The organism is Myroides sp. C6-3 (genome assembly GCF_050522425.1).
Lineage (GTDB): Bacteria > Bacteroidota > Bacteroidia > Flavobacteriales > Flavobacteriaceae > Flavobacterium.
The window spans coordinates 19,464-36,271 of the sequence record NZ_JBMVQP010000019.1 but is presented as its reverse complement, the minus strand read 5'-3'; the positions used below and the strand labels follow the sequence as shown (position 1 = coordinate 36,271).

Sequence of the window (16,808 nt, the reverse complement as noted above, 5' to 3'; positions counted from 1 at the left end):
ATATTTATGGCCTATTTATATTTAAAAGCTCTACACGTCATCTTTGTTGTCTGCTGGTTTGCGGGCTTATTCTATATCGTTCGCCTCTTCGTTTACTACGTTGAGGCCAATGAAAAGCCACAAATAGAACAGGAAATTCTCAAAAAGCAATACCGCCTAATGACTAATCGACTGTGGAATATTATCACATGGCCCGCAGCCATACTCACCTTGTTATTCGGTCTTTCTCTTTTTATTCTCAACCCTTTTTTACTACAACAACCTTGGATGCATGTCAAGCTGTTGTTTGTCTTATTTTTAATCGCTTATCACCTTAAATGCCATCAATTTGTAAAGCAAATTAATCGGAATACCCTAACGAAATCATCTTCTTTTTTCAGAATATGGAACGAAGGAGCAACAATTATTTTATTTTCAATTGTTTTTTTAGTATTTTTAAAAAATGCTTTCAACTGGATATTTGGTGTAGTAGGACTACTAGGTTTAGCTATATTATTAATGATAGGTATTAAGCTTTATAAACGAATTCGTCAACGAAAGAAAGTGTGAGTGAATGAAAGACAAGTTTTTTTTAAAAAGTTTCTCCCTACAAAATAGAATTTTTTTCTCCTTAATCTTCTTGAGTATCATATCCTCGATATTGATCTCAGCCGTGTCTGTCTATCAATTTAAGGAAGAAGCACGAACCTATCATCAGTACAGGTTAGAACGAAAGGAAAGCTCTATTACAGAAAACATCAACTACATCTTAACCACCACACCACACCAACTAAATACCGAAAATCTACCGCTGATTTTCAAGGACAAAATACACGAACTCGCCACCATACACAGTACGGAATTACACCTTTACGATCTCGATGGCAAACTACTGCTCTCTTCTAAAGGAAGCTTCTCTATAGACAGTGTCAGATCGACTATTCCCATTATCATTTTAAAGACAATAAAATCCTCTCCAGTGAAACGCTTTGTGGATGTAGAGGAAATTGATAATTCGCGTATTCGAACCTCTTATCGCTACCTCAATGATCAAAAATTCAAACCCTTGGGAATCATAAAAATCCCTTATCCGGAAGAAAATGAATTTTACGAAAATGAAGTGCGCAATTTCATGTATAAATTTGGACAGGTCTATATTATTATGTTGATCATGTCTATCGCTATTTCCTATTTCTTATCGAACTACATCACCCAGAGCCTAAACAAGCTCAGTATAAAAATGACTAGTACAAAGCTAGGGCAGAAAAATGAAAAGATCGAAGACATCTCTACAAGTAAAGAGATTTCTAACTTGATCAATGCCTACAATGACATGGTTGAGAAATTAGATGAAACCTACCAGCAATTGGCGCAAAATGAAAGGGAGCAAGCTTGGCGCGAAATGGCCAAACAAGTTGCGCATGAAATAAAAAACCCTTTAACGCCAATGCGATTAACGGTACAGAGTTTTGAGCGAAAATTTGATCCAACAGATCCCGATATCACCAACAAAATCAAAGACTATTCAGCGGTTCTCATCGGACAGATTGACACCATGTCTTCGGTTGCAACGGCTTTCTCGAGCTTTGCCTCTATGCCGGCCCAACAAAACGAGACGCTAAACGTCATTAAAACCATTCAAATATCTTTGGATATCTTTACCGAAGATTTCATCTATTTTGAACACGAAGAAGAGGAAATCATTGCGATTATTGATCAAACACAACTTATCCGTATTATTACTAACTTAGTAAAAAATGCAATTCAGGCGATTCCCGACAGCAATCCTAGTCCGATTGTAATCGTAAAAGCCTATCAAAACAGGGAAAGCATCGTCATTTCCGTTACTGACAATGGAACAGGAGTTACTATTGCAGACAAAACAAAAATATTTGAACCGAAATTTACCACCAAAACAAGTGGAATGGGACTTGGCTTGGGGATTATAAAAAACATTGTTGAAAATTATAAAGGAACCATTACTTTTGAAACAGAAGTCGGCAAGGGAACAACATTTACCGTAACTTTACCGCTGACCAAATAAAAACTTGAAATATGGAATATGAGAATATTTTAGTTGAGACAGATGATCATATATCGGTCATCACGATTAACAGACCAACAAAATTAAATGCCTTAAACAAACCTACAATTGAAGAATTACACCGTGCTTTACTTCAATTAGAAGAAGACAAATCAGTACGCGTTGTTATTATCACAGGAAGTGGAGAAAAGGCTTTCGTTGCTGGTGCAGATATTAAAGAATTTTCAAACTTCAATGTGAGTGAAGGTTCACAATTAGCCGCTAAAGGGCAAGAATTGTTGTTTGATTACGCTCAAAATTATTCTAAACCCATCCTTGCAGCTGTTAATGGCTTTGCTTTAGGAGGAGGATTAGAATTAGCCATGGCTTGTCATTTTAGAATTGCATCGACAAATGCCAAAATGGGATTGCCAGAAGTAACCCTAGGTCTTATACCTGGTTACGGCGGAACACAACGTCTACCGCAATTAATAGGCAAAGGACGTGCAATGGAGTTAATCATGACAGCAGACATGATCAACGCTCAAAAAGCATTGGAATACGGATTAGTTAATCACGTGGTTGAACAACTGGAATTGCTAACTTTCACCAAGGCCATTGCCCAAAAGATAGCCAACAATTCGGCTTCGGCAATTTCTAAAGCAATCAAATCAATCAACGCCAACTTCAAAGACGGTACAAACGGATACCACGAAGAAATTAAACACTTTGGTGAGTGTTTTAATACGCAAGATTTTACGGAAGGCACAACAGCTTTCTTAGAAAAGAGAAAACCAAATTTTAAAGGATAAGAAAAAAGGTTGGAATGTAGATTCCAACCTTTTTTATTTACACACAAGGTCATAAAAAAAAGCTCCTTGAAATTCAAGGAGCTTTTTGTTGGCCTACTAGGACTCGAACCTAGAACGACTGAACCAAAATCAGCTGTGTTACCATTACACCATAGGCCAGTACCACTTTGCATTTAAAAGTAAATTACTTCTGTATTGCGGATGCAAAAGTAGCATTATTTCTGTACTTACCAAAGATTTTCAAAAGAATAATAACACGCCAAGGTTGACTCACACTACAATCCATTAATAATCAATTGAAAGCGAAATAAATTTTAACATATTTTTTTTAGGTGGCGTGAGGATGAGAAGTTCACCCCATAACCCATAACTGATTTATAAGATGCAACCTCTCCTACGTCGAGGTGACATACGAACCGAAGACTTGACTCTAGGAAAATATTTTTTACTGTCCCCTACTTTTGTACCTGATCCCTGATCAGAAGTTCAACTCATAACTGATAACCAAAAAAAAAAGCTCCTTGAGAAATCAAGGAGCTCTTGTTGGCCTACTAGGACTCGAACCTAGAACGACTGAACCAAAATCAGCTGTGTTACCATTACACCATAGGCCAGTACCACTTTGCACTCAAAAGTAGGAACTACTTCTGCATTGCGGAGGCAAAAGTAACACTTTTTTTATATTATCCAAAAACAAAATACAAAATTATTTTTTTTTAATCTGGTTCATATCTAATAAAAAAAGACTTTCTTTGTATATAATGATTAAAAATACCAAGAATATTCTTATATGTTAACATTCAACTACAAAAAGTGGAACATAATCGGGGGATGGCTATGCTTCCTCGTTGCATTAATCACTTACACTTTGACCGTAGAACCTACCGTTAGTTTCTGGGATCCAGGGGAATACATTGCTACTTCAGCTAAACTCGAAGTGGGGCACCCTCCAGGGGCTCCTTTTTACCAAATGCTTGGTGCTTTGTTCTCTCTTTTTGCGGCTTCACCTCAACATATCGCCCTAGCAGTGAACATGGTAGCCGTTTTCTCAAGTGCCTTTACCATTCTTTTTATGTTTTGGTCAATGACCAATATCTTACAAAAGATGGTAACGAAAACTTCTGAATGGACAAATTCAAACGCCATCGCAGTACTAGGTAGTGCCGCTATCGGTTCTCTTGCTTTTAGCTTTACCGACAGTTTTTGGTTTAACGCTGTAGAATCAGAAGTGTACGCTTCGGCTATGGTGCTCACTGCTCTTCTTCTCTACTTGGGATTGAGATGGGTAGACGAGCTTGATCAACCTAGAGGAAATCGTTGGTTGTTGTTGATTGGCCTTGTAGCGGGATGTTCTTTTGGCGTTCACTTAATGGCCCTGTTAACTATTCCGTCTATTGGTTTACTTTACTTCTTTAAAAAATACGAAAAGGTAACAATAAAGAACTTCATCATTGGCAATATCGCCGCTGTTGCAGCCCTATTCTTTTTATTTGCGTTTTTCTTCCCTAAGCTTTTAGCTTTCTTTGGAAAAACAGAGATTTTCGCTGTCAATACACTGGGACTTCCTTTCAATAGTGGAACGATCCTAGCCTTTCTACTCCTAATCGGACTAACGGTATTTGGTTTATACTACACCAAAAAGAAAGGATATGTGATGTTCAATACGCTGATCTTAACTCTCGTTTTCGTTTGTGTTGGTCTAACAGCTTGGTTAATGTTGCCTATTCGCGCGAATGCAAACGTAACCATTAACGAAAATACCCCTTCGGATGCTGCGGAGTTATTGGCCTATTATCAACGTGAGCAATACGGTGACGAAAGTATTTATTACGATTCCTACTTTACGAAAGCCTATGTTGGTTTGGATGCGAATAACCCGTGGAAAGATCAAGAACCCAACTACGAACGAGATTATAAAACGGGAAAATACGTTATTGTAAACGAATGGAAAAACGCGGGACAAAACTTTGACGAAAGACACAAAGGATTCCTTCCTCGTATGTGGAGTACAGATAAAAATCACCGCATAAACTATATGCGTTATTCAAAGCCGCTGAATTTCAACATCGCAGCAGGCTATACGAATAACGATAAAGTGGTCTATTTAGATCGAGCTGTAAAACAAAAAATGGCGAGTGGCGAATTTGGCATTGAAGAATTAGACAATTTCTTAAGTCAATATGGTCAAGCACTTGATATTGAAGTACCTTCTTTCTCTGATAATATGTCGTATATGTTTACCTATCAATTTGGGTATATGTACTGGAGATATTTAATGTGGAACTTCGTTGGTCGTCAAGATGATATTCAAGGTCAAGGAGATTTAGAACACGGAAACTGGTTGAGTGGCATCAAATTTTTAGATGAAATTCGACTTGGTTCTCAAGATAATCTTCCTTCTGACGTATTGAACAACAAGGGTAGAAATACGTACTTTTTCTTGCCTTTTATCCTTGGTATTATTGGAATTGTATTCAACTACCGCAAAGATCCAAAAATGTTCTGGGTGCTATTAGTGCTATTTTTATTTACGAGTTTAGCCTTAAAAATATTCTTAAATGAACGTCCTTTTGAACCAAGAGAACGCGATTATGCCGTTGTACCGTCGTTTTATATATTCGCCATGTGGCTTGGATTTGGGGTATATTCAATCTATGACGGATTGAAAAAATACCTTTCTCCAAAACTGTCAAACATTATTGTATTAACTGTTTGCGCACTTGCGGGGCCTGTATTATTAGCACAGCAAAACTGGGATGATCACGATCGTTCGAACCGCTATACGGCTTTGGCAAACGCACGAGCGTATTTAGATTCTTGCGACCCGAATGCTATCATCTTTACCATTGGAGATAACGATACCTTTCCTCTTTGGTATTTACAAGAAATTGAAGGATATCGCACCGATGTACGCGTCGTTTGTACGAGCTTACTGACACAAGATTGGTATATCGATCAAATGAAAGCAAAAGCCTATGAATCTGAGCCCCTGCCAATTAAATTCACTCATGATCAATATGTGGGTAATAAACGCGACGCACTTTTAATTAAACCCGTTGCTGATCAGCGTTTTGATTTATCTCTTCTATTAGATGTTGTTCGCTCAGACGATCAACGTACTAAACAATTAACAGAAGCAGGAACAACGCTATACTTGTTCTCTTCAGATAAAGCTTCTTTACCTGTTGATCGCGAAACAATAGCTAAAAACAACATCGTTTCGCCTCATTTAATGGATCAAGTGGTTTCCTCTATCGATATTGACATTACGGATCAAGTGATTTACAAACACCGTTTAATCATGTTAGATATTATCGCTAACAACAAATGGGAAAGACCTATTTATTTCTCCGGTGGTAGCTTTAACAACGATGATTTCGCTTGGATGAAAGATTACTTACAACTCAGTGGTTTAATCTATAAGCTTGTTCCTATCAAATCTCCAGGTCAAAATGCACATCCTTTAGATTTGGGTATCATTGACGCGGACCGTATGTATAATACCGTAAAAACATGGTATTGGGGTAATATGGGTAGTGACAAAATTTACCACGATCCGCAAACCCGTAGAAATTCATTAAACTACCGCGTTAACTTGAGTCGTTTAGCCGAGCAGTTAATCGAGGAAGGCAAGAATGACAAGGCAAAAGAAATCCTCGATATGGCGATGACCAATATGCCTATTCAATACTACGGATATTACCAATTGGTTATTCCATTTGTGGAATGCTATTACAAAATTGGCGAGGCGAACGTAGCCCAAAAATACGCACAGGAATTAGCCCAAAAATCAAATGAGAAGTTGTTCTATTACAAAAACCTTCCGCTTGATGAGCAAAATTTCTACGCTTATGAAATTCTTTCAGAACTCAATATTTGGAAACATTTGGTTGACATTGTTGATGTAGAAGACAAACAAGTTGCTTTTGTTAAACAGTACAAAGATGACTTCAATTCTTACTTCACTCATTTCAACTACTTGTTCAAAAAGTATCAAGGAGAAGCAATGGAAGAAGGTGACTACATCGAAGTAGAAGAATAACAAATTCACCTATAAAATAGAACAGCCTTTATTACAGCATAAAGGCTGTTTTTGTTTTCCTCCTAACTCCAAAACAATTCGAAGAAGCTCCATTGATTTTTTAGTAACTTTGCGATTCAAAAGGATAATACAATATGATTGAAAATAAAAATCAAAGTAAAACACAAGTAGAGCAATTGGGTGAATTTGGATTGATTCAACAGCTCACCAAAGACTTCTCTATTACACAACCCTCTACCTTAAAAGGAATCGGTGATGATGCCGCTGTACTTGACTTCCCTACGGATAAAGTAGTTATTTCAACCGACTTACTCATCGAAGGTGTACATTTTGATTTGGCTTATGCTCCACTGAAACACCTAGGTTATAAAGCTATTGTTGTCAATCTATCCGATATTTGCGCAATGAATGCTGTTCCTACACAAGTGACCGTTTCTATCGCTGTATCCAATCGCTTTCCTCTGGAAGCCTTGGAAGAATTATATGAAGGAATTGCATTAGCTTGTACGTATTACAAAGTCGACTTAATTGGAGGAGATACAACCTCTTCACAAAAAGGACTAATCATCAGTGTTACAGCTGTGGGTAAAGCTAAGGAAGAAGAATTAGTCTATAGAAATCAGGCACAAGACAACGATTTAGTTGTGCTTACAGGTGATATTGGCGGGGCTTACATGGGGCTTCAAGTACTAGAACGAGAAAAACAAGTTTACCTCGTGAATCCCAATAGTCAACCTGATTTATCACTTTATGACTATATCATTGAACGACAATTAAAACCCGAAGCACGTACAGACATCAAACAGCTATTAGCGGACCTTGAAGTTCAACCGACAAGTATGATTGACGTATCAGATGGACTTTCTTCAGAGATCATGCATTTGTGCACCCAATCTAAAGTTGGATGCAATTTGTTTGAAGAGAAGCTTCCTCTAGATCCTCAATTTATTAATACCTGTGAAGAATTTAATATAGATGCCACAACAATTGCTATCAATGGCGGTGAAGATTATGAATTATTATTCACAATCAAAATGGAGGATTACGACAAAATCAAAGGAAACCCGAACTTAACTGTCATTGGTCATATGACACAAGAAAGTGAAGGTGTTCACCTCATCACGAGAGATAATACAAAGATTCCCATCAAAGCAAAAGGATGGAATGCCCTACAATAAACAAGAAAACTGGTTGTACAACCAGTTTTTTTTGTGTGTTAACTAAATATTAGATTTTTATTAGAATTAAGCTAAACCCTATTTTGAATACGAACAAATTAGTACCTTGCACAGCGATTGTAAAAAAGATTACTTAATTTTGTTCTAGTTAACAAGCTCAAAACAAACCAAGTGAAAAGAAAAATAGCTTTATTTTTTATGCTTATGTTTCTGATTTCAACAACTGAATTCGGTCAGTTATTGAAGTTCCCCTTGCTAGTGGAGCACTATGTTGAACACAAAGGGTTAAATCCTGATTTGACCATTTGGGGTTTTTTACAAATACACTATGACAACAATCACAAGGAGGATGGTGACCCAACGGATGAGAAACTTCCTTTCGTTTCTCATGCTCCAATTATACATATTGTTGCGACTACCCCTCCTGCTATCCTAAAAATTGATCGAATCAAAATTTCAACCCATAACACTAAGGTTGAACGTTTTCACGACACCGTTTTCGAAAGTAGTTTTTTATCCTCTATTTGGCAACCGCCTAAATACTGTTAGTACATCTATCCTTACACTTCGTGGTTCCTTAGCACAGCCTAAATCACGGGGTTCTTATCGTATTTATGTATCAACCCAAGGGCAGTAACTAGCCCCTTGCATCCCTGCGTTTACCTACAAATATCCTTCACTCAAGACACAGCGTTTCTGAGCGAATCGATGACTTGTATACGGTAACGTTGGATTAGCATGGGATAGCTAGCTGCAATTGAATAACAGTATCCGTATGTTAAATAAAATAATTGCCTATTCTGTAAAGAATAAACTCATCATAGGCTTAATGGTACTCGGGTTAATCGGTATTGGTCTATTTCAAATGACTAAACTACCTATTGATGCCGTACCTGATATTACAGACAATCAAGTTCAAGTGATTACAGTTGCCCCAAATTATGGAGCTACTGATATTGAACGCTTAGTTACTTTTCCTATTGAACAGGCCAATAGTAACATTCCTGGGATGAAAAGCATCCGAAGCTTCTCGCGCTTTGGATTATCCCTTATCACCATTGTTTTTGAAGAAGATGTCGACATCTACTGGGCACGACAACAAGTTGGTGAACGCCTACAGCAGGTGCAAAATGACATTCCCAAAGAAGTGGGAAGACCCGAATTAGGTCCGATTTCTACTGGTTTAGGAGAAATCTATCAATATGTAGTACGCCCGGAAAAAGGGTATGAGAAACAGTTTGATCTCACGGAATTGCGTTCTATTCAAGATTGGATTGTTCGCCGGCAATTAATTGCTGTAAAAGGAGTTGCCGAGGTGAGTAGTTTCGGCGGAAAGCTCAAACAATATGAAATAGCCATTGACCCCAATCGACTAGATGCCAGCGGGTTAAATATTACTGATGTATTTGAGGCACTGAATCAAAACAACGAGAATACAGGAGGAGCTTACATAGAAAAAGGGCCTACTGTTTTATACATTCGCTCCGAAGGGTTAATCGGTACTATAGAAGATATTGAACAAATAGTCATCCCCTCAAAGAACGGCGGATTACCTGTTCTGATCCGCGATATTGCCAAAGTACAGCTTGGACATGCGACGCGCTACGGGGCGATGACCTACAACGACCAAGGCGAGGTTGCGGGTGGAATTGTCATGATGCTAAAAGGAGAAAATAGCAACAACGTCATCCAAGAGGTAAAAAATCGCGTTGCTGAAATTCAAAAATCTCTCCCTAAAGGCGTCGTAATTGAACCCTTCCTCGATCGTACCAAAATGGTGAACAACGCTATTGGAACAGTAGAGACCAACCTATTAGAAGGTGCTTTAATTGTCGTTTTAGTACTCGTTTTATTTCTCGGTAACTTTCGCGCCGGTTTACTTGTCGCATCCATCATCCCTTTAGCCATGCTCTTTGCCATTTCGATGATGAATTTATTTGGTGTCAGTGGAAACCTGATGAGCTTAGGTGCTTTAGACTTTGGATTAATCATAGACGGAGCCGTCATCATTGTGGAAGCCGTCCTCCATCAGTTTAGTCACAACAATAAATTCAAACAAAAAGTACTACTCAAGCAGGAGGAAATGAACCAAACCGTGGTACAATCTGCCTCCAAGATGATGAACAGTGCTGTATTTGGACAAATCATTATTCTTATCGTGTATATTCCTATTCTAACCTTACAGGGAATTGAAGGAAAAATGTTCAAACCTATGGCACAAACGGTAGCTTTTGCCTTACTCGGAGCCTTCTTACTTTCGTTGACCTATGTTCCCATGATGAGCTCGTTAATTTTAAGTAGAAAAGTAGATCCAAAGCCCAACTTTGCTGATCGATTTATGGCAAAATTGGAAAAAATATACCAAAAAGCTTTGGTGAAAGTACTAGAGATACCAAAGATTATTTACAGTGTTGTCGCTTTGCTTTTTGTCAGTGCAATCTATATTCTAACCACCCTTGGAGGAGAATTTATTCCCTCTTTGGAAGAAGGAGATTTTGCCGTAGACACCAAAGTACTCAACGGAAGTAATCTTACAACAACCATAGAAAGTACGCAAAAAGCAGTTCACATTTTGGTGAGTCAATTCCCTGAAGTGGAAAAAGTAGTAACAAAAATTGGTAACAGCGAAATACCTACCGATCCCATGCCTATGGAAGCGGGAGATATGATGGTTATTTTAAAAGACAAGAAAGAATGGACTTCAGCCTCTTCTTTCCCTGAATTAGCAGAAAAAATGACCCAAGCACTCGAAGAGGTTCCTGGCATCACCGTTGGCTTTCAGTTTCCTGTTCAAATGCGATTTAACGAATTAATGACCGGAGCAAGACAAGACGTAGTAGTGAAAGTTTTTGGAGATAACTTAGATACTTTAGCGACGACTGCCAATCAAATTGGACAATTGATTAACACCATTCCTGGAGCCGTCAATTTATACGTTGAACCGATTACGGGAATGCCACAGTTACTCATTGAATACAACCGCGCAGCAATTGCGCGTCATCATTTATCCATTGGCGAAATTAACCGTATCGTTAACACCTCTTTAGCCGGTCAAAGTGCGGGTGTAGTTTATGAAGGAGAAAATCGATTCGATTTAGTTGTCCGCATGGAGGAAAAAAGCAAAAAAGACATACAGCAAATTCGCAACATCCTGATTCCTACACCTTCGGGAATACAAATCCCGTTAAGTCAATTGGCTACAGTTGAAATTAAAGAAGGCCCTAATCAAATTCAACGGGAAAATGCGCAACGCCGTATTTTTGTTGGATTCAATGTAAAAGGCCGTGATGTACAGAGTATTGTAGAAGAATTACAACAAAAAGTAGAAGCTAAAATCACCTTACCTACAGGATACCGCGTTACCTATGGAGGACAATTTGAAAACTTAAATGAAGCGAAAGAGCGTTTAGCCATTGCCGTACCATTGGCATTGGTTTTAATCTTCGTGCTGTTATTTTTTGCCTTCCGAGACATCAAAGAGTGTTTGATGATCTTTACCGCTATACCGCTATCCATTATTGGAGGTGTATTTCTTCTTGCGTTAAGAGGCATGCCCTTTAGCATTAGTGCGGGTGTAGGTTTTATTGCGCTATTCGGTGTAGCCGTATTAAACGGTATTGTACTAATTGCCGAGTTCAACCGCTTGCGAAAATCAGGAATCACTAACATTGTTTACGTCGTTGTTCGAGGAGCCAAAAGCCGTTTGCGTCCTGTATTGATGACCGCATCTGTTGCGTCTTTTGGGTTCCTACCGATGGCTTTGAGTAATGGCGCTGGTGCAGAAGTACAACGTCCATTGGCCACCGTAGTTATTGGAGGATTAATCCTCGCCACTTTCTTAACTTTATTTATTTTGCCTTTATTATATATCACTTTCGAACAAAAGCTGAACTTCTCTTTCTTTACAAAGAAAAAAGTCAGTTCCGTTGTGGCAACAATTGGCTTATTCTTAGCCATTAGCAGTCCAGTTGTGGCACAAACACCCCTTACATTGGATCAAGCTATTGACCGTGCACTGGCAAACAACAAGGCCATACGAACAGAACAATTGCGTTCGGACTTTGCCAAAGCTTTCATTCACACCGCAACAGATATTCCACAAACAACAATAGCAGGGGAATTTGGACAAATTAACGGTCCTTATACGGATAATAAATTTAGTATAAGCCAAGACATAGCCTTTCCTACGATTTACAACAGACAAAAAAAAGTATACCAAAAAAATTGGCAAAAAAGCATTTTTGACCTAGAACTCAAAACACTCGAAATCAAGAGAGAAGTAAGCCAGAGCTTTTTTGACTACTTGTATTGGAAGGAGAAAGAACAACTCTTGTTTCAAGCCGATAGTCTCTATATTTCCTTCTATAACAAAGCTACGTTGCGCTTTCAAAAAGGAGAAAGCACCATATTAGAGCAAACAACGGCTAAAAACCAGTTGATTAAAATTCAGATGCAATTAGCTGAGATTGCACAAGCTAAAAGTTTAGCTCAACTCCAATTGCAATATTTACTGAATACAGAGGATGACCTAGTTCCCTCTTTAGAAGGAAAAAAGGTAGAGTTACTAAACTTAGAGCAAGACTTTGATCAAAATCCTCAGCTAAAAATAGCAGAACAAAACAGCGAGATCGCTCACGTACAAACCCAATTGGAACGATCAAAACTATTGCCTACACTACAATTGACTTACAACAACAGTAGTTTTATGGGAGTAGCAGCGAATGAGGTGTACTACGACCGAAAAGATCGCTTTCACGCTTTTCAAGTAGGCTTGACTTTACCTCTTTTTGACTTTGGACAAAAAGGTAGAATTCGCGCTTCTAAAGAAGCAGAAAAAGTAGCGGAAGCAGAATTGGCTATGACTAGACAAAATATAGTCACCCGTTATCAACAATTGTTAATAAACCTCAACAGTAGTCAACAAATCCTAACGAGTTATGAACAACAAGCCCCTAAAGGCGCAGATGTTATTATGCAAACTGCCGAATTACAGTTCATCAATGGAGAAATCAACTACCTCGAATATGTTCTTTTAACCAATCAGGCACTAGAATTATTAAGCAACTATTTTGATGCCTTAAAAGCCTATAATGACACGGTCATCCAAATCAATTACCTAACTTCAAATAATTAGCCTTATGTCTATCTTATATAAAACGATTCGCCCATTTTCTATTCTTACACTGGGTATTCTTATTGCGACTACCTTTATTCAATGTAAAAACAAGGAAAACCACACAGAGGAAGTAATCATCGAAGAAGAAGAAACAGATATCGTACAATTAACAGATGCACAAGTAAAGCACGTGGATCTAGCAACCACAAAACTTCAAGAACGCACCATCGCAACTGTTTTGAAACTAAACGGAAAAATAGATGTACCTCCTCAAAACTTAATTTCAGTAACCAATCCTTTGGGAGGTTATGTAAAGCAAACGAAATTGATGCCGGGTATGCACATCAAAAAGGGAGAGCAAATCGCTATTATGGAAGATCCGCGTTACATTGAGTTACAGCAGAACTACCTTATTGCGAAAGACAAGTATGAATTTGCCCAATTAGATTTTCAACGTCAAAAGGAGCTAAATGCGAGTCAAGCAAGCAGCGACAAGGTCATGCAACAAGCCCAAGCAGAAATGAACGCACAGCGAATTGCAATGAACGCTTTGGGGCAACAGTTGAGTTTAATCAACATTAACCCCAATACCTTGACCTATAATTCTATTAGTCGATCTATCGCTATCTACAGTCCAATCAACGGCTTTGTGAGTAACACCTATGTCAATATTGGAAAATACGTTACTCCTTCTGACGTAATGTTTGAATTGATTGATCCTACAGATATTCACTTGAACCTCAAAGTTTACGAGAAAGATTTAGATAAACTAGAAGTAGGACAACGCGTTGTGAGTTATACCAACAACAATCCCGACAAAAAATATGAGGGAGAAATTGTATTGATTAGCATGGATGTCAATACTGAGGGAACTTCAGAAGTTCACTGTCACTTTGAAAATTTTGAAAAGAATCTTTTACCAGGGATGTATATGAATGCAGAAATTGATACGCACTCCGCAAAAAGCAAAGCCTTACCAGAAGAGAGTGTCGTCTATTTTGAAGGGAAGAATTTTGTCTTTATTGAAATAGCAAAACAAACCTATCAATTGACTCCGGTAACAATTGGCGAAACGGAGCATAGTTTCACGGCTATACACAACGCAGATAGTCTAGTAGGTAAGACCATTGTTTCTAAAGGTGCCTATACCTTACTCATGAAATTAAGAAATACGGAAGACGAAGAATAAAACGAAAAGTCCAGCAAATGCTGGATTTTTTTTATGGGTTTATGGTGCAGTGGATGAACTTAATTTCAAGAACTAACTATTTTAAGACAAGGTGATTAAACATTTGTCATTTTCCATACAAAATGCTTCGATTGCCGTTTTTTAATCTTAAAGTCTTTTATTACTTTTGCAGTATGGCAAAACAAGATGATATTTTTAAGAATGTTATTTCGCACGCAAAAGAGTATGGATACATTTTTCCATCAAGCGAAATATACGATGGTTTGAGTGCAGTATATGACTATGCTCAAAACGGTGTAGAATTAAAGAGAAACATTAGAGAGTACTGGTGGAAGTCCATGGTACAAATGCACGAAAATATTGTAGGAATTGATGCCTCAATCTTTATGCATCCAACCACTTGGAAGGCTTCAGGTCACGTTGATGCATTCAACGACCCTTTAATTGACAACAAAGACAGTAAAAAGAGATATAGAGCAGACGTTTTAATTGAAGACTACTGTGAAAAATTACACCAAAAAGCATTAAAAGAGATTGAAAAAGCGAAAAAGCGCTTTGGAGAATCTTTTGATGAGGAGCAATTTATTTCAACGAATCCACGTGTAGTAGAATACTACGCAAAGAAAAAGGAAATTTTAGAGCGCATGGCTCGTGGTTTAGATTCAGGTGATTTAGCGGATGTAAAAGCCCTAATCGAAGAATTGGAAATCGCAGATCCTGATACAGGTTCTAAAAACTGGACAGAAGTGCGTCAATTTAACCTTATGTTTGGCACAAAGCTAGGAGCTTCTGCTGATACAGCGATGGATTTATACCTTCGTCCAGAAACCGCTCAAGGTATTTTCGTTAACTTCTTAAACGTTCAAAAAACAGGACGTATGAAGATTCCTTTTGGTATTGCACAAACTGGAAAAGCATTCCGTAACGAAATCGTTGCCCGTCAGTTTATCTTCCGTATGCGTGAATTTGAACAAATGGAAATGCAATTCTTCGTGAAACCAGGAGAGGAAATGAAATACTACCAATACTGGAAAGACACGCGTTTAAAATGGCATTTATCACTGGGAATGGGAGCGGAAAACTACCGTTACCACGACCACGAAAAATTAGCACACTATGCCAATGCAGCTACAGACATTGAATTCAACTTCCCATTCGGATTTAAAGAATTAGAAGGAATTCACTCGCGTACAGATTTCGACTTGAAAGCACATGAACAATTCTCTGGTAAGAAATTGCAGTTCTTTGACAACGAAACGAACTCTTCTTATGTTCCTTATGTAGTAGAAACATCAGTAGGGTTGGATCGTATGTTCCTATCTGTATTCTCAAAATCACTTCAAGAAGAAATGCTAGAAGATGGAACAACGAGAACGGTATTAAAATTACCTGCGGTATTAGCACCAACAAAAGCAGCCATCTTTCCTTTAATTAAACGAGATGGCCTACCAGAAATCGCACAAGAAATCATCGAAGACTTGAAATGGGATTTCAACGTTGCTTACGATGAGAAAGATGCTGTAGGGCGTCGTTATCGCCGTGCGGATGCATTAGGTACTCCTTTCTGTATTACAGTGGATCACCAAACGCTAGAAGACAAAACGGTTACGATCCGCCACAGAGATACGATGAAACAAGATCGCGTTGCAATTGCTGATCTTAAAAACATCATCAACGAAGAAGTATCGATGAAAAACTGGTTAAAGAAAATGATATAATCAGAACAAGATAAAATTAAAAGCCTCTCCAAATAATTTGGAGAGGCTTTTTTCTTTCAATCGTTTCTTAATGTAGGTTAAGTCCTTCTCCTTCAGAAGATCCGTATCTTTGAATCATTGATAATTAAAACTATAACCCATATGAAAAAAATAGCCTTATTCGTTGTAGCTGCTTTATTTTCAGTTACATCATTTGCACAAACAAAATGGACTGTCGATCCGATGCACTCGTTCTTAAACTTCTCAGTCAAACACTTGGGCATATCTTTTGTAGATGGACGATTTGATAAATACGAAGGAACTTTTGTAGGAAACCCAGAAGATTTAACGAAAGGAACATTCAACTTTACCGTTGATTTAAACAGTGTGAATACAAGCGTAGAAATGCGTGATAATCACTTAAAATCTGCTGATTTCTTTGATACTGAAAAATATGCAACCATGAAATTTGACAGCAAGTCTATCAAAAAAACAGGCAAAGACAAGTATGAATTAGCAGGTAATTTAACCATCAAAAACACAACCAAACCGGTAACGTTCCAATTAACATACGGCGGCTTATTAGCGGATGACGGAAATGGCAACACCAAGCTTGGTTTTCAAGCCACTACAACGATCAATCGTTTTGACTTCGATGTAGCCTATGATCCAACAGGACAAGCCATCGGAAAAAATGTTGATATTACAGTAAATTTAGAATTCAGCAAGGCTAACTAATCCTTTATATATCTTTCAACAAAAAAGGATCTAC

10 protein-coding genes and 2 tRNA genes are annotated in these 16,808 nt (G+C 38.0%); 10 read left to right on the top strand and 2 right to left on the bottom strand.

Going from position 1 to position 16,808, the window contains the following annotated elements; translation table 11 throughout:
• Positions 1 to 6: 6 nt before the first annotated feature.
• The 3 genes from ACPDG9_RS09420 to ACPDG9_RS09410 are packed head-to-tail and all read left to right on the top strand — an operon-like array spanning position 7 to position 2,814.
• Complete coding sequence (locus ACPDG9_RS09420) at positions 7 to 549, top strand: CopD family protein (RefSeq protein WP_430527505.1); 543 nt, start codon at positions 7 to 9, stop codon at positions 547 to 549.
• A gap of 4 nt (positions 550 to 553) precedes the next feature.
• Positions 554 to 2,023, top strand: coding sequence for a sensor histidine kinase (locus tag ACPDG9_RS09415; RefSeq protein ID WP_430527504.1), 1,470 nt, complete (start codon positions 554 to 556; stop codon positions 2,021 to 2,023).
• A gap of 11 nt (positions 2,024 to 2,034) precedes the next feature.
• A complete protein-coding gene (locus ACPDG9_RS09410) occupies positions 2,035 to 2,814 on the top strand; it encodes an enoyl-CoA hydratase/isomerase family protein (RefSeq protein WP_430527503.1) in 780 nt (259 codons plus the stop codon).
• Between the two features lie 88 nt (positions 2,815 to 2,902).
• Here the strand turns inward: ACPDG9_RS09410 and ACPDG9_RS09405 are convergent.
• Both ACPDG9_RS09405 and ACPDG9_RS09400 read right to left on the bottom strand, forming a co-directional pair.
• A tRNA-Gln gene (locus ACPDG9_RS09405) sits at positions 2,903 to 2,973 on the bottom strand.
• Positions 2,974 to 3,357: 384 nt separating this feature from the next.
• Positions 3,358 to 3,428, bottom strand: a tRNA-Gln gene (locus ACPDG9_RS09400).
• 176 nt (positions 3,429 to 3,604) lie between these two features.
• On the opposite strand from ACPDG9_RS09400, the gene ACPDG9_RS09395 reads away from it, so the two are divergent.
• The 7 genes from ACPDG9_RS09395 (at position 3,605) to ACPDG9_RS09365 (ending at position 16,774) form a co-directional block, all read left to right on the top strand.
• Positions 3,605 to 6,856 carry a glycosyltransferase family 117 protein gene (locus ACPDG9_RS09395; protein WP_430527502.1) on the top strand — a complete coding sequence of 1,084 codons (3,252 nt, stop codon included), beginning with the start codon at positions 3,605 to 3,607 and terminating at the stop codon, positions 6,854 to 6,856.
• 134 nt (positions 6,857 to 6,990) lie between these two features.
• Positions 6,991 to 8,034, top strand: coding sequence for a thiamine-phosphate kinase (gene thiL, locus ACPDG9_RS09390; protein ID WP_430527501.1), 1,044 nt, complete (start codon positions 6,991 to 6,993; stop codon positions 8,032 to 8,034).
• 171 nt (positions 8,035 to 8,205) lie between these two features.
• Positions 8,206 to 8,583: a hypothetical protein gene (locus ACPDG9_RS09385; protein WP_430527500.1), complete on the top strand. Its 378-nt coding sequence runs from the start codon at positions 8,206 to 8,208 to the stop codon at positions 8,581 to 8,583.
• 226 nt (positions 8,584 to 8,809) lie between these two features.
• Positions 8,810 to 13,168 carry a CusA/CzcA family heavy metal efflux RND transporter gene (locus ACPDG9_RS09380; RefSeq protein ID WP_430527499.1) on the top strand — a complete coding sequence of 1,453 codons (4,359 nt, stop codon included), beginning with the start codon at positions 8,810 to 8,812 and terminating at the stop codon, positions 13,166 to 13,168.
• Positions 13,169 to 13,172: 4 nt separating this feature from the next.
• The gene (locus ACPDG9_RS09375) at positions 13,173 to 14,339 is read left to right on the top strand and encodes an efflux RND transporter periplasmic adaptor subunit (RefSeq protein ID WP_430527498.1); all 1,167 of its coding nucleotides are present in this window, start codon (positions 13,173 to 13,175) and stop codon (positions 14,337 to 14,339) included.
• Between the two features lie 173 nt (positions 14,340 to 14,512).
• Positions 14,513 to 16,057 (top strand): glycine--tRNA ligase, encoded by a 1,545-nt coding sequence (locus ACPDG9_RS09370; protein WP_430527497.1) that lies wholly within the window; start codon positions 14,513 to 14,515, stop codon positions 16,055 to 16,057.
• A 141-nt stretch (positions 16,058 to 16,198) separates the two neighbouring features.
• Entirely contained in the window at positions 16,199 to 16,774 is a 576-nt protein-coding gene (locus ACPDG9_RS09365) for a YceI family protein (protein ID WP_430527496.1), read from the top strand.
• Positions 16,775 to 16,808 lie beyond the last annotated feature (34 nt).

What these genes read in the sequence shown, in the direction of transcription:
- thiL (WP_430527501.1), top strand. Translation starts at nt 6,991, where the DNA reads ATGATTGAAAATAAAAATCAAAGTAAAACACAAGTAGAGCAATTGGGT.
- ACPDG9_RS09380 (WP_430527499.1), top strand. Translation starts at nt 8,810, where the DNA reads ATGTTAAATAAAATAATTGCCTATTCTGTAAAGAATAAACTCATCATA.
- ACPDG9_RS09395 (WP_430527502.1), top strand. Translation starts at nt 3,605, where the DNA reads ATGTTAACATTCAACTACAAAAAGTGGAACATAATCGGGGGATGGCTA.
- ACPDG9_RS09415 (WP_430527504.1), top strand. Translation starts at nt 554, where the DNA reads ATGAAAGACAAGTTTTTTTTAAAAAGTTTCTCCCTACAAAATAGAATT.
- ACPDG9_RS09375 (WP_430527498.1), top strand. Translation starts at nt 13,173, where the DNA reads ATGTCTATCTTATATAAAACGATTCGCCCATTTTCTATTCTTACACTG.
- ACPDG9_RS09370 (WP_430527497.1), top strand. Translation starts at nt 14,513, where the DNA reads ATGGCAAAACAAGATGATATTTTTAAGAATGTTATTTCGCACGCAAAA.
- ACPDG9_RS09365 (WP_430527496.1), top strand. Translation starts at nt 16,199, where the DNA reads ATGAAAAAAATAGCCTTATTCGTTGTAGCTGCTTTATTTTCAGTTACA.
- ACPDG9_RS09410 (WP_430527503.1), top strand. Translation starts at nt 2,035, where the DNA reads ATGGAATATGAGAATATTTTAGTTGAGACAGATGATCATATATCGGTC.
- ACPDG9_RS09420 (WP_430527505.1), top strand. Translation starts at nt 7, where the DNA reads ATGGCCTATTTATATTTAAAAGCTCTACACGTCATCTTTGTTGTCTGC.